The sequence below is a fragment of the Psychrobacter sp. AOP22-C1-C5 genome, from assembly GCF_052378885.1.
Taxonomy (GTDB): domain Bacteria; phylum Pseudomonadota; class Gammaproteobacteria; order Pseudomonadales; family Moraxellaceae; genus Psychrobacter.
Window position 1 is genome coordinate 33,106 of record NZ_JBQSYC010000011.1, and the last position, 14,694, is coordinate 47,799.

At 42.4% G+C, this 14,694-nt stretch carries 13 protein-coding genes; 9 read left to right on the top strand and 4 right to left on the bottom strand.

Translation table 11 applies throughout. The features are described from left to right. Positions 1–41 precede the first annotated feature (41 nt). Positions 42–686 (bottom strand): RdgB/HAM1 family non-canonical purine NTP pyrophosphatase, encoded by a 645-nt coding sequence (gene rdgB / locus ACT3TH_RS12110; protein ID WP_444756088.1) that lies wholly within the window; start codon positions 684–686, stop codon positions 42–44. Between the two features lie 503 nt (positions 687–1,189). Here rdgB and ACT3TH_RS12115 point away from each other — a divergent pair. The 4 genes from ACT3TH_RS12115 (at position 1,190) to ACT3TH_RS12130 (ending at position 3,150) form a co-directional block, all read left to right on the top strand. Then, positions 1,190–1,819: a superoxide dismutase gene (locus tag ACT3TH_RS12115; protein ID WP_444756089.1), complete on the top strand. Its 630-nt coding sequence runs from the start codon at positions 1,190–1,192 to the stop codon at positions 1,817–1,819. Between the two features lie 112 nt (positions 1,820–1,931). Next, positions 1,932–2,066: a hypothetical protein gene (locus ACT3TH_RS12120; RefSeq protein ID WP_444756090.1), complete on the top strand. Its 135-nt coding sequence runs from the start codon at positions 1,932–1,934 to the stop codon at positions 2,064–2,066. A gap of 65 nt (positions 2,067–2,131) precedes the next feature. After that, positions 2,132–2,491 carry a hypothetical protein gene (locus ACT3TH_RS12125; RefSeq protein WP_444756091.1) on the top strand — a complete coding sequence of 120 codons (360 nt, stop codon included), beginning with the start codon at positions 2,132–2,134 and terminating at the stop codon, positions 2,489–2,491. A 287-nt stretch (positions 2,492–2,778) separates the two neighbouring features. After that, entirely contained in the window at positions 2,779–3,150 is a 372-nt protein-coding gene (locus ACT3TH_RS12130) for a pentapeptide repeat-containing protein (protein ID WP_444756131.1), read from the top strand. Positions 3,151–3,218: 68 nt separating this feature from the next. Here ACT3TH_RS12130 and ACT3TH_RS12135 read toward each other — a convergent pair whose 3' ends face one another. From ACT3TH_RS12135 to ACT3TH_RS12145, 3 genes are all read right to left on the bottom strand, one after another. Beyond that, positions 3,219–4,382 (bottom strand): metal-dependent hydrolase, encoded by a 1,164-nt coding sequence (locus tag ACT3TH_RS12135; RefSeq protein ID WP_444756092.1) that lies wholly within the window; start codon positions 4,380–4,382, stop codon positions 3,219–3,221. Positions 4,383–4,414: 32 nt separating this feature from the next. Then, positions 4,415–5,233, bottom strand: a complete 819-nt coding sequence (locus tag ACT3TH_RS12140; protein ID WP_444756093.1) for a DUF72 domain-containing protein — start codon at positions 5,231–5,233, stop codon at positions 4,415–4,417. A gap of 225 nt (positions 5,234–5,458) precedes the next feature. Then, positions 5,459–6,526 (bottom strand): polyprenyl synthetase family protein, encoded by a 1,068-nt coding sequence (locus ACT3TH_RS12145; protein ID WP_444756094.1) that lies wholly within the window; start codon positions 6,524–6,526, stop codon positions 5,459–5,461. Between the two features lie 934 nt (positions 6,527–7,460). Between ACT3TH_RS12145 and fadB the strand changes: the two genes are divergently transcribed. The 5 genes from fadB (at position 7,461) to ACT3TH_RS12170 (ending at position 14,574) form a co-directional block, all read left to right on the top strand. After that, positions 7,461–9,620: a fatty acid oxidation complex subunit alpha FadB gene (gene fadB / locus ACT3TH_RS12150; RefSeq protein WP_444756095.1), complete on the top strand. Its 2,160-nt coding sequence runs from the start codon at positions 7,461–7,463 to the stop codon at positions 9,618–9,620. Between the two features lie 220 nt (positions 9,621–9,840). Next, positions 9,841–11,013, top strand: a complete 1,173-nt coding sequence (fadA, locus tag ACT3TH_RS12155) for an acetyl-CoA C-acyltransferase FadA (RefSeq protein WP_444756096.1) — start codon at positions 9,841–9,843, stop codon at positions 11,011–11,013. Between the two features lie 130 nt (positions 11,014–11,143). After that, positions 11,144–12,073, top strand: coding sequence for a hypothetical protein (locus ACT3TH_RS12160; RefSeq protein WP_444756097.1), 930 nt, complete (start codon positions 11,144–11,146; stop codon positions 12,071–12,073). Between the two features lie 17 nt (positions 12,074–12,090). Continuing rightward, a complete protein-coding gene (locus ACT3TH_RS12165; protein WP_444756098.1) occupies positions 12,091–13,803 on the top strand; it encodes a rhomboid family intramembrane serine protease in 1,713 nt (570 codons plus the stop codon). A gap of 195 nt (positions 13,804–13,998) precedes the next feature. Then, positions 13,999–14,574, top strand: coding sequence for an isochorismatase family protein (locus tag ACT3TH_RS12170; RefSeq protein ID WP_444756099.1), 576 nt, complete (start codon positions 13,999–14,001; stop codon positions 14,572–14,574). Positions 14,575–14,694: the final 120 nt, after the last annotated feature.

The following is a 14,694-nucleotide window of genomic DNA, read 5'->3' on the forward strand; positions in this document are numbered from 1 at the left end:
TAAAGGATCGAAAACATATGTAGCTGTTGAAGTACAGAAACCTATAACGGCAGCTGCGCCAGTAGTTGTTGAATTGCTTGACCACGATGACTGATGCGGTTCTTATCAGACGCACTTAAGCTGGCAGCCGTAGCTTGTAAATCAGGTAACCAAAATAATGGGTCATAACCAAAACCACTCTCTCCTTGCGGTGCTTCTAAAATCTCACCCTGCCATAGACCTTGCGCGATAATCGGTAGCGAATCATCGGCATGACGTACCATAGCCAGTACGCAAACGAACATCCCTTTGATCGGCTGCTCACTGCGCATGGACTGCAAGTCAGTAATAAGCTTGCTATTGTTTTTACTGTCATTACCATGCTCGCCTGCATATCGAGCAGAGTAGATGCCGGGCGCATTGCCCAGTACAGGGACGCACAAGCCAGAATCGTCGGCAATCGCAGGTAGACCGCTAATTCGGCTGGCATGACGCGCTTTAATAATGGCGTTTTCTACAAAGCTTAAACCATCCTCCACCGCATCTTCGATATCAAGCTGACCTTGCGGGATGATAGTCACATCCAAGTTCGCCTCAGCAAACAATCTCTTAAATTCGCTCAGTTTGCCTTTATTATTGCTCGCGAGCACCCATTGATTATTGGATGTCGATTGCGTGGATGATAGTGAAGTATTGATAGCGCTCATAGTGTGATTCCGTCATGTCGATATTAATGGTTGAATCAATATATTTTGATTTTTAGTGTTTTGTCAGCGCATGTATTGTGCTGTTTTAGCGTGTAACATAGATAGGTAGTAATGGATTTTATATAGGGTAGATATCAGTCGATGACTAACCAATTGCTATGCTGCTGGTACGTTCTATAACATTTGGTAACTGATATTTTTCATCATTGTTGCTATAATGCGCAGCAAGCTACAGTGAATTATATCTTATGGCTTATGAATATTAAGTTAATAAAAATGCATTAAGTCAAACGCTTGGCTTTTTGGCAAAAAAATAACAGTTAAGTGAATTTTGGATTCATAATAATACGTGATATTGTGTTAAGCAGTAATACGTATTAGGCGATAAAATTTAGTTCAAACAATAAACTCAGCCAATTTAGGCCGCTATTTTGTAGCGTAAGAACAGTGTAAAATTTAGCTGCTACAACTTAATGGTCAAAAACAGCAAGGATAAAATAACTATGTCAAATATTACTTTACCAGATCTACCATACGCAAAAGACGCATTAGAACCACACATCAGTGCCGAGACGCTAGAGTACCATCATGATAAACATCATGCAGCGTACGTAAACAAGCTAAACGAGTTATTGCCAGGCTCTGGTCTAGAAGACAAAACGTTACCAGAAATCATTGAAGCGACTTCAAAGAGCACTAGCACGCAAAACATCTTTAACCAAGCAGCGCAAGTATGGAACCACACGTTCTATTGGAACTGCATGACGCCAGACAATGGCGGCGGCGAACCTACTGGCGACCTAAAAGGTAAAATCGAAGAAGATTTCGGTAGCTACGATAAGTTCCGTGAAGAGTTCAAGAACGCAGCGTTGACTCAGTTCGGTTCAGGTTGGGCATGGCTAGTTGCTGATAAAGTCGGCGGCAAACTGTCTATCGCCAAAACTGCAAACGCTGACACGCCATTGGCACATGACCAAGTAGCTGTATTAACTTGTGATGTATGGGAACATGCTTACTATGTTGATTATCGTAACCGTCGTCCTGACTACGTTGATACGTTCCTAGACAAGCTAGTGAACTGGGACTACGCAAATGCAAAATATAAAGGTCAAGATGCAGGTGTTGAAGAGTAATCTTTAACCAAGCTTTTGATTTGAAAAAAGGACACCGTGAGGTGTCCTTTTTTATGGTATGTGTTTTAATAAAAAAGGAGTGGGATAATAAAAATACCACGGTAAGATAGCCGTGCCTGATAGCTACTCTGTGGGCTGGAACTTTAACGAGCACTTCCATAGCAAAGGCTACGCCAGCAAGCGCACTCATGATTTTAGCGATAAAAACGGTCTTGATGGCGCTATAATACACGAAACGCGAACATAAAATGTAGGCAGGGGAATAGGGTGAATAAAGCACGCATCGCAGTACTGACCACATTGACACTATCGGTGCTGAACCTGTGCTTTATTATACTTAGCGTATTGACTAAGACGCGATTATTTCTCGATTATTCACCGATGGTAATTACTTTATTCACGGTATTTTTGATCACCCTTGGGGTTCTTAGTGTGTGGCAACTGTTCGCGGGGCTAGACGGTCAGGTGATGCGCGGAAAAGTACTCTTACTGCTCGCGGTAGAATATTTTGTGGTGTATGTGGCGGACATTACCAATATCTTTCCGCGCTCGGCAGAGCCGATGGGGCAGACCCTGTTTGCCATGGAGATGCTTGGCGCTGGGCTGGCGGTGCTGCTGTTTGTTAGCGCAAGTGGGTATATCAAGTCTGTGCCCACGCATAACTCTATGTAAGCAGTTATGCAGTGATTATGGCGGTGGGGTAATGGTGTGCTGTTGATTCATATCTTGATTGTGTAGATACATTCATAGAGAGGCTAGTGAATTGGGACTAGGCAAACGCAAAATATAAGGGTCAAGATGCAGGCGTTGAAGAGTAATCTTTAATCAAGTATTTGATTTGAAGAAAGGACATTGAGAGGTATCGTTTTCTTGTTTTATTTAATGTATTTTTATTATTAATATCAAGTTAGCCACAAAACCTAAAAAATCAGTGGCAAACCGCTATGGGTAAATTATATATGATAACTTTGAGCTATATTGATAACGCTGACAACTGTACTGAAAAAACCATAACTTTCAGCACTAATAAAGAGTTGAACTTATCCAATAGAGATTTGCATAGAGTCAGTTTTGAAAAGATAACGATACACGATAGCGACATCAGCCATTGTGGACTTAGAAATGCCAATTTCACAGGCTCGACGTTTATTAATTGTGATTTCACAGGATCTAGCTTGATCAATATTCATTCAGAACAAGTAACTTTCAGAAACTGTATTTTTGACAATGCAAAATTTTACTCAATTACATTGATAAACAGTTCAATGATTGGCTGTCGATTTTCTGATACCATCATGCACAATTTTGATATAATCAGCAATAATTATTAAACTTAGGAATTACATATTAATAACGTTCTTGTAAAATTTTTTGTTATCTATTCATACAATAGCTGCCGCTAGTTTCTATCGACTATTTCCCAACCCTCACTTGTATCCACCATCGACTCATCAAACACCCTTTTAAAGCCCTGCTTAATTAGTTCAAAACGCGATGATTCAGTTTGGTTGTCAGGAGTCACCACAGGTGCTTCTATAGGTGTTATGGCTTGCCACTGCGTATTTTGATTGGATTTGTCGGCTAATACAAAACTAAAAAATGCGGTGTTATCTGCCATCATACGCAAATCATCAACGACCAGTTGTTCGGCTGCGCCGCTAGCATTAGAAGCGGCGGGTAGCATTTGGACGCGATATCCTATCCAGTTACCAGAGAACCAATCGAGACGTTGGGCATAGGGTCGGCTTTGTGCTGGCAAGCTTGCCTGTAGCGCCTGCGCGTTGTCGTACTGAGTCAGGTAGCGATATTCAGGAAAGCGGCTATCTAAAACGCTACCGCGTATCTCAATCAATCTATGTTGATCATCTTCGGCAACGGTACGCCACATGAGTACCGTCGGTAGTACGGGCATAGTTTTTAGTCTTAGGGTGTCAATGCCAGCGGCAGCCAAGGTTCGCTCAGCTTGGGACTGTGCGTGGTATTTTAGTCCTAAGCTCAATAGTAAATAACTACTACTGAGCAGTAGCATCCAAACCGCAAGGAGCTGACAATTGACCAGCAGTCCTGCTTTGAATACCGCAAGGTTGCTACCTTTTAAGAGTCCCACAATCAGTGCTAAGAGGAGCGGCAGGGTATATAGCGGGTCGATAATGAATACCGACGCAATACTGATTGGGGTTATCTGTAAAGGGTCTTGCAGCGGCCAAAATAATTGTGTGCCGTAGACCGTAAAGCTGTCCAAGATAGGATGGGTGGTCAAAACTAACGTCATGGCGAGTGCTAAGCGCCGCGTTGAATAAGGCAATGGCATATCGCGCCATTGATGATAGCGACTAATCAGCCAAGCGCCTACGATACCCACTACAGTCAGGACGAGTAATGAATGACTAAAGCTGCGATGGTAGGTCATGTCACTAATGGGATCGGGGTAGCTGATAAGTACATCCAAATCAGGTAGCGTGCCCAGTATCGTCCCGTATAGGTAGGCTTTGCGGCCCTGATATTTACCAAGTACTACCCCTTGGACGCTTGCCCCTAAGACGATTTGACTGAGTGAATCCATAGCGCTCTTATTAATTCAAGGGTTTAGATTAATTACAATACGTCAAAGTTATACGCTGCCAATGCCTCTCTAAGCATCGCAATATTATAATAGGCATGCGCATTGACGGTGTTTTGAAAGAAGATATAAAGCGTATCAAAGTGCTGACGCTGATTGGCAATTGCTTGCGCCCAGTCCTGCATTTCAGCATCACTATAGCGATAATCATGACGGTCGCTCGCACTCATCGCATCCCACCAGTTCAGATTATTGCCGTGCATACGTAGGTAACCTGTACGCTCAGTGAATATCAGCCGTGATGGTGGTAGGCCACTCACTTTTGGATAATCGACACTACACCAAATCAGCCCTTGCTTGATAAAGCTATCGACCACTTGCGGGGTGTGCCAGCCGTTGTGACGGAATTCAACGGCCAACGGATAGTCTTTAAACCAGCTGACAAGATTGGCAAGATAGAGACGCAGCTGACGGGTACGATCAAAGCCATGCGGAAACTGGAGCAATAATGGCGCTAAACAATTAGCTTCGATAAGTGGCGATAGCGCATTCAAAAACGCTTGCGCGTGTTCGGCTGTGCCTTTACGCGCATGAGTAAAGTCTTGATGGAGTTTAACAGCAAATTTTAATTGGCTATTTGTTTGCACATACGCCTTGTCAACCATACCCGCAAAGGCTTTTTGTCCGATGGGTGCGTAGAATGTGCTATTAATCTCGACCGCGCCGTATTGCTTGGCATACTCGCGCAAGAAGTCGGTCTTTTTGGTACCAGTAGGATACAGCGTGCCGAGCAAATCGGTGTCGCTATAGCCGCCAGTGCCAAGATAAATACGCGGGGTAGGGTTACTGTCCATGTCGACCACTCATTGCTTTTTATGATTGAATTTTGATTATTTTTTACTTTTTAAACGCTTATAGCCCATTCACTATGAAGCGAATACTGTGCTGCTAGGATAAATTTTTGTAGCCTCTGTCTGCAACGGCACAGCAAGCAAGAAAAATTATCCTAGCATTACGTTTTAATGATGATTTTCTTATTTAGGGTCAATTGTAGCGCCTATCAGTCTATTTCTTTTCGATTATTTTTTACGTAACCATAACCATTCGATAAGTGCTAATAGCGCATCGTTTTCTTTATCACCACCTATTTCACGAATGATTGCGACGCGACCTTCATCAAATAATGATTGTGCGTACGCTGTTGCATTCTCGACGCCCATTAGCTTCACATAAGTGGATTTGTCCAGTTTTTCATCACTGCCAGCAGGTTTGCCAAGCGTATCCGTGCTGGTGGTCACATCCAAGATATCGTCTTGTACTTGAAAAGCGAGACCAATATGTTGGGCGCAATCTTGTAAAGCGATACGCTGCGGAGCAGTTGCGCCAGCGCAAATGCCGCCCATGAGCATGGCCGCTTCTATCAATGCGCCCGTTTTATCACGGTGAATGGCTTCTAAATTCTCTTGAGAAATATCCGTACTGGCTTCTGCATTGAGATCGAGCATTTGACCAGAGACCATACGCCGAGCGCGCGGGGCAAATATAGCAAATAGCTGGCTTGCGATATCTGAATCAAAGGGCGCAAAGGTGGGCATCTCTGCGGTCAATACTTCAAACGCCAACGTCTGCAACACATCCCCTGCCAGTAGTGCCGTCGCTTCATCAAAGGTGATATGGCACGTCGGTTGACCACGGCGCAGCTCATCATCATCCATGCAAGGCAAGTCATCGTGTACGAGTGAGTAGGTATGCAGCAGCTCCACCGCCAATGCCGCGCGGCGACACATATCATAATCTGAATCGTTTTCTAAAAGAGACACCAAATCATTGCTTAGCTCATTATTTGTGAGCATTGAAGGGTCATCGTTTAGCGAGTCAAAATCTGCGCTGCTGTCCTGACTGTCATAGTCGTCATTCTCGCCATCTTTATTGCTACTGACGCTAGCAAAGGCGCTGGCGACCAATAACGGACGCACCAATTTGCCTTGACCCGTCATCACATAACGACAGGCATCAATTAATGGGCTTGGCAACTCGGCATAAGCAAACAACACCTCGATGTCTAGTGCCAATTGCGCGCGTACGGCGCTGTGAAAGTGTTCGGTGTTATTAAAAGACATAAAGCTTGGCGTAGAAGAAACAGTCATAACCCAACCATTTATAAGATGAATAATAGAGATATCGTTAGTGTAGCATGATAGGCGATATTCCTTGCGCGATGCGTATGCGACGTGAATTGTTTTTGCGACTTAGTGTTAAAAATAGTAGGAAATAATGCAACAAGCCCTCGTTACGTATTGCTGATTTAACTTAATGGTTGAATGTGTTTTGATAAAGACGAAAGTTGAGAGTTTGGTAGTAACCATCTAGACACTTTAAGCTAGAAATTTTAAGCGGCTCGTTTTTTGATAAAGTTGATTTAACTTAAAAAGAATACGGTGTTGCTGGGATGAGTTTTTTGAAGCCTCTGTCTGCAACGGTACAGCAAGCGAGGAAAACTTCTACCAGCATAGCGTTTTTTATCTTGACCTGACTATATACAAACAGTCGTTTAAAGTACGTGAGCAATAAGGTAAAGGTCTGCTATCAATTTAAGAGTGACTTGTGAGTATGGCATTAGCTTGTGACAGTCAGGGGCATAATCCCATACACTAATTGGCATGAAGATGGTCTGATAATGAGAACGCAGGTTTTATATATGTATTTAAGTAAAAGCTCATGTAAGACCAAATCTCAGTCAGTGTTTGCAATATTAAGATCGATAACCGCCGTACCTGAAACAGTTGTATATAAATAAAGCGCCGTATGGTTTTGTAAGAAGCATTTGAAATGACATACACAGTAGTCCATACAAAATTATGAGCGTTGGATAATAAAGATATTCTCACTTGTTAATTTGTTTTGTCGTTTATCGTAATGACGTTATTTATCGTGATGATAAGACAGGTTGCAGGTGCTACTACCCATTTTAATAACAATAACTGGCTATGTATTTTATATTCTAAAACCTCGCTTTTATGATGTAATTTTTACCGCATAGCTTTTATTACCTAGTTTTTATTAAATAGAAAGGAGTTCCAAATGGTATACCAAGGAAATCGCATTACGGTGACAATGCTAGAGGATGGCATCGCCAATATGCAGTACAACGCCGAAAACGAGAGCGTGAATAAGTTTGATGCTGAGACCAATAAGCAATTTGGTGAAGCTGTGACTGCCTTAGAAAAAGCTGACAACGTAAAAGGCTTGATCGTGACTTCTAGCAAAGGCGTGTTTATCGCTGGTGCTGATATCACAGAGTTTGTAGGCTCGTTTAAAAAGCCAGAAAGCGAAATCAAAGATTGGGTTGTAAGCATCAATGATACTTTCAACCGCTTTGAAGATTTGCCGTTTCCAAAAGTAGCGGCCATTAATGGTGCTGCGCTTGGCGGTGGTTGCGAGATGACGCTCGTTTGTGAATACCGCGTCATGAGTGACAAAGCCACTATCGGTCTGCCAGAAACGCAATTGGGTATCTTCCCAGGGTTTGGTGGTACGGTTCGTAGTACGCGTGTCATTGGTATCGACAACGCGCTTGAGCTTATCGCCACTGGTGCTCCAAAAAAACCACTTGATGCGCTAAAGCTTGGCTTGGTCGATGCAACTGTACCAGCTGATGACTTGCAAGATGCCGCAATTGATTTGGTCAAAAAATGTATCTCTGGTGAGCTTGATTGGCAAGCGAAACGCGAAGAAAAACTGGTGCCTGTTAAGTTAAATCAACTTGAGCAAGCCATGGCATTTAACAGCGCAAAAGGTATGATCTTTGCCAAAGCCAATCCTAAGCAGTATCCAGCGCCAGCCATCGCTATTGAAACCATCGAAAAACACGTAAATTTACCACGTGACAAAGCGATTGAAGTCGAAGCGGCTGGTTTTGCCAAAGCAGCGAAAACCCCACAAGCAGAGAGCTTGGTCGGTCTGTTCTTAAACGATCAATTGGTTAAGAAATTAGCAAAACAGCACAGCAAGCAGGCGCACGATATCAATGAAGCGGCAGTATTGGGTGCAGGTATCATGGGCGGCGGTATTGCTTATCAAGCGGCGAGCAAGGGTTTGCCGATCATCATGAAAGACATCAAGCCTGAGCAATTGGATCTTGGTATGGGCGAAGCCAGCAAGCTACTTGGCAAAATGGTCGAACGCGGCAAGATGACCCCAGCAAAAATGGGCGAAACGTTAAGCCGTATCCGTCCAACGCTCAACTACGGTGATTTTGCTGAGACAGATATCGTGATCGAAGCGGTGGTAGAGAATCCAAATGTGAAGCGTTCGGTACTAAAAGAAGTCGAAGGCTTGGTGAAAGACGATTGTATCTTAGCGTCAAACACCTCAACCATTTCTATTACTTATCTAGCCGAAGCACTTGCGCGTCCAGAAAACTTCGTGGGTATGCATTTCTTTAATCCAGTACATCGCATGCCACTTGTAGAAGTCATCCGCGGTGAGAAGTCATCAGAAGAAGCCATCGCGACCACGGTTGCACTTGCTTCTAAAATGGGCAAAGTACCTGTTGTGGTCAATGACTGTCCAGGTTTCCTTGTGAACCGTGTGTTGTTCCCATACTTTGGTGCGTTTGATTTATTATTAAAGCAAGGTGCTGATTTTGCTCATGTCGATAAAGTCATGGAGAAATTTGGCTGGCCAATGGGTCCTGCTTACCTAATCGACGTAGTCGGTCTAGACACGGGCGTCCATGGTGCAGAAGTCATGGCGGAAGGTTTCCCTGACCGCATGAAGCCTGACTATAAAGGTGCGATTCAGCATTTGTACGAAAACAAGCGTTTGGGTCAAAAGAACGGCGTTGGTTTCTATAAGTATGAAACCGACAGCCGCGGTAAGCCAAAGAAAACTGCTGACGACGCCACTTATGAGTTGCTACAGGCGACGAGTGACAATGACAAGCAAACCTTTGATGATCAAGCCATCATTGACCGTACCATGCTAGCTTTTTGCAATGAGACCGTACGCTGCCTAGAAGACAACATCGTAAGCACGCCGTCAGAAGCTGACATGGCGATGATTATGGGCGTTGGTTTCCCGCCATTCCGCGGTGGTCCTTGCCGTTATATCGATCAAATGGGTCTAGAGAACTACTTGGCCTTATGTGAAAAATATGCGCACCTTGGCAAAGCATATGAAGCGCCGCAAAAGATTCGCGACATGGCAGCAGCAGGCGAGACCTTTTACGCCACGGCGTAATGGGCAGTCATTACTAGGATGAAGTGCAGTACGTTTGTATCTGAGCAAGACAGCCATTGATATATCGATAGTATTCAGAGGCAAACGTGCGGTTATAGTTGGTTCAGTTTAGTGCTAGTACAAGAAAATCGAGCGTGGATGTGTCATCCGTTAAGCAAGATTTATGATGGCATGAGCTGAGCTGGCTACACTGACAATAAAAATTGAAAAGGAAGATAGTATGACAACTTTAAGTCCAAAAGACGTGGTCATCGTAGATGGCGTACGCTCAGCAATGGGTAAAACGAAGAACGGTATGTTCCGCCATGTCCGCGCTGATAGCCTGTCTGCTGAATTGGTACGTGCGTTGGTTGAGCGTAATGACTTTGACCCTCGTGACGTTGAAGACATCATCTGGGGCTGTGTGAATCAGACGCTAGAGCAAGGCCTCAACATCGGTCGTAACATCGGTTTGCTAGCTGGTATCCCAAAAACAGCGGGCGGTCAAACGGTCAACCGTCTGTGCGGCTCTTCTATGCAAGCGCTACATACCGCTGCGGCTCAAATCATGACCAACCAAGGTGACGTTTTTATCATTGGCGGTGTTGAGCACATGGGTCATGTGGGCATGATGCATGGCGTTGATCTCAACCCTGCTGCATCAAAGCACTATGCAAAAGCCTCAAACATGATGGGCTTGACCGCTGAAATGCTGGGCCGTATGAACAACATCACGCGCGAAGAGCAAGATGCCTTTGGTCTTGAATCGCATCGCCGTGCATGGGCTGCGACCACTGAAGGTCGTTTTGACAACGAAATCATCGGCATCGAAGGTCATGATGCAAGTGGTCGCTTGCAACTGTGTACGGTAGATGAAGTGATTCGCCCAGATGCCACGATGGAGCAAATGCAAAAGCTACGTCCAGCGTTCGATCCAAAAGGTGGTACGGTAACTGCGGCAACTTCCTCTGCACTATCTGATGGTGCGGCTGCAATGCTAGTCATGAGCGCACAAAAAGCCAAAGACTTAGGCTTAAAGCCACGTGCTCGTATTCGTAGCATGGCAATCGCTGGCTGTGATGCGGCTATCATGGGTTACGGCCCAGTACCTGCTACGCAAAAAGCCCTAAAACGTGCTGGTATGAGCATCGATGATATGCAAACCATCGAGCTAAACGAAGCATTTGCAGCGCAAGGCTTGTCAGTATTAAAAGCATTGAACCTGACGGATAAGCAAGACATCGTCAATATTAACGGCGGCGCGATTGCACTAGGTCATCCACTCGGATGTTCAGGTGCTCGTATCACCGTGACCTTGCTAAACGCTATGGAGCAATCAGATACAGAAATTGGTCTAGCGACAATGTGTATCGGTCTTGGTCAAGGTATTGCAACTGTGATTGAGCGTGTTTAATTTTTAAAAATTTTAAAAAGCTGATATTTGTTTATTAATTTATCTTAGTATATTGTAAGATAAGCGTCTCTAACTTAACGTTAGGGGCGTTTTTTTTGTTTAAAATCATAGAAATAAAGGTAGAGCTCAGATGCCACATCATACACCTTTAGATAAAAGGAGCTTAGGTTTAGAGGAGGTTCAGTTAAAACTGCGCTATGTCTTTCTTCCTTTTTTAGGTTTTAGTATTGGCGCTATTTTATTCTACAACATAGTAAGATTGATACTGGACATATATCTAGGTATATGGCCTTTAAAAGATACGGTCTGGAATTTAGTTATTCCAACAATTATTAGTATTATTTTGGTACTTGTCATAATGCGATCAAGGATTCAATTTCTACGATTTGAATTATTTGCCGATAATAGCGCTAATATATTTTATTTGGTGATGATACTTGCTTTATTTCCGTCTATATCAATCAGCCAATCTTACTTGTACAAAGCAATATATGACACTGTTGGTATAAGTAACATAAGCGATATTAAATTGCATCCAAAACAAAAGTATTTTCAAGTAGATAACAAAAGCGTTGAAAGGCAAGTTGTTGTTTCTCACATCAGTGCTAGAGAGATGGGGAAATCTAGACACGAGTTAAAAATATACCTATATTTCACTACTCCTTTTTATGGAGATAAAGATATCTGGTGGGGACAGGTTTTTACTAAGACTATTGATAATAATCTCGTCGAAAAAGACAAGATCCAACATATAGAAGGCTTTATAAAGATCTCTAGACAACAATATGCAAATAAAGAGATATCTACTGCTGATTATTTTGAAAAATTGCAAAACTCAGATACTAAGCATGGTTATTTAGAAGCTATCAGATTGTCAGGTCAGCAATATATTAATGACCCAATAATACTTATATCTCAGTTGGGTACACTTAAGGAAAAAGCAGATAAAGAGTTAGCAAAATTCTTTAGGTTTTTTATCATTGGCATGTTTATTTGCTTACTATTAATCTTAAAAGCAAAGATTGATAAAAAAGCATTTCAACAGTTTAAGGTGCGTTAGAGTGGTGGTGAAGGTGCATGCAAGATAAGAATAAGCGAAGCCAGTATAAGAATAAAAACAGAAGCAGAAATAGAGTAGGCAAACAGGATAGGCGTAAAATTACTAGGTATAAGGAGCAGAAAACCCAACACACTAAAGGATCGATTAAATTAAAACTAAAGCAGATATTTTTGCCTTATTTGGGTTTAAGTATCCTAACCATTCTGCTTTTCAATGCTTTCCGCTGGGTATTTGATATTTATTTAGACGTTCTACCCTTAAACGAAGGCTACTGGAATTTTGGCATTCCTTGTGTTTTATCCGTCTTGGTCGTTAGTATTTGGATGTGGCCGAGGTACGAGCTTTTGACCTTGAAGTGGGTTAAGCGTAGTAGTTCAGGCTACTTTTTTATAACGATGGTTTTAGCATTAGTGGTACCGCTTGTTCTCAGCCAAAACTATTTGTCTAAATCTGCTTACGAGGTTATTGAAGTCAACAACCTGAATGACATTCGTCATTATCCAAAGCAAAAGTATTTCAGAGTAAATGATTTTGAAACACTAAAATCAGAGCAGGTTTCTTATGTAGAAACACAAGTAATCAGTGGACGGTATTTTGACTCAACATTGCATATTGATCATTACATTGCCACACCGTTTATAGCCGCTGAGAATATTTGGCTAGGTTCTTCATACCATACCAGCTACGATAATCGGGAAGACCAAAGTATTAAAGACAGTCAATACGCAGCGTTTATCAATGACTCGCGCCATCAGTACGAAGCCGAAGACTTCGCTGATATCAGATACTTTAATAAACTTAGATCATCAAATAACAAAAGTGCTTACTTACACACGATTTCTACGGCTAATAGGCAGTCTAATTTGCCACCTTTGATATTAAATCCTGAAACAGGAGTGATTGCTAACAGCTTAGATCGTGATTTCCTTTGGGGGCTTGGTTCATTTATTATTGGTATAGGGGTGTGCTTGTTGCTTATTCTTGCAGCAGATATTGATGATGAGGAAAAGAAGGACACGCGAAAACGTATACCTATCAAAAAACAAAAGCATGTAAAAAAACGAGCGCCAGTGAGTGATCTATCGAAAAGTCTAGCAGCTCTTTTTAGAAGTAATAAAAAACAACCTGCAACGTTAGTATTGATGCTGACTTGTATAGGTGCATTTGTATTAAACATATTCATGGGTATGGATATCATAAATCCTTTATCCAGACAGATAGGTAAGGTGGATGGGTTGACGACGGATGCATTGCAGGCGGGTAAATATTGGCGTGTAGTTACATCACTTTTTGTACACGCAGGGATTATGTATTTAGCAATGAGTCGAGGCATGCTATTTGCGGTAGGTTCTATTTTGGAAAATGTCTTGGGTCCTATACGTTTTACGATTGCCTTTTTTATATGTGGGATCTTTTCTAATGCTTTAGGTGTTTTCTATTATGATATGGACTTGGCGGGGGCTTGGGGCGCCATATTTGGCTTGTTTGGTATAGCGATGATGTTGATTACGTATAAGATCTTTAATAAAAAATATAGAGAAATATATGGTGCTATTGTGGCTGTCATAATGATCATATTCTTATCCAGTATGTTTGTTGCTTTCATCAACACGCTCAGTTACCTGGCGTATTATCTTTTAACCTTATGTTTTGGTGTTGTTTTCGGTATGGTCATGGTTATGACTCAAAAACAGTCTTTATTACGTAATGCTAGACGCCAGAATTTATAGTGGCCAGCTATTTTCAATCAAAAATTCATATCAAGGCAGTACTGGAAAATTGGATTCAAGGTCTAACGCAAAATTATCTCCATTGACGCATCAACCAAACTATGACTAAATAAGAGTCAGTCTAGTAATGACAGTATCCATGATAAAACTATAATAGCTTTTAATGATAAATGTCAGTCGTACAAGGAGTGTGCTATGTCTACTATGATTACCGATCGTACTTACCGGATTGCTCGCGAAAACACCCAAGCAATGGTGATTGATGTCCAAGAGCGTTTAACACCGCATATTTATGACCACGAAAACATATTAAAAAAAACCGTTACCTTAATCAAAGGTTTGCAAGCACTGAATGTGCCTATCATGCTCAATGAGCAATATAAAAAAGGTCTTGGCGATACATTGCCCGAAATACGTGATGTGTTAGAGGGCGATAACGCAAAAAGTTTTGAAAAGGTCACTTTTAGTGCTTGTGATAATGACGAAGCGTGGCATTATTTGGCGCAGCAGAATCGTAGCGTGGTTTTATTGTTCGGCGTTGAGGTACACGTCTGCGTGATGCAAACGGCACTGGATTTACTCGATAATGGCATGCAACCTGTCATCATCGGCGATGCGGTCGGCTCACGCTATCCTTATGATAAAAAGCAAGCGATTCGCCGTATTCGCCGTGCAGGTGGAGTGATTAGCACCGTTGAGTCTATTTTGTTCGAGCTGTGCCGCAGTAGCCAAGATCCTGCGTTTAAAACCATTAGCAATTTGATTAAGTAGCTGACTGATCGAATAAAGCGTCAGGGAGTTAATTGCGCAATTTTGGCATTAACCCTGCATTGATGTATTGGCCATTTAAAATCATCTTCATAGAGACAGCGCTTGATAATACAAGCGCTG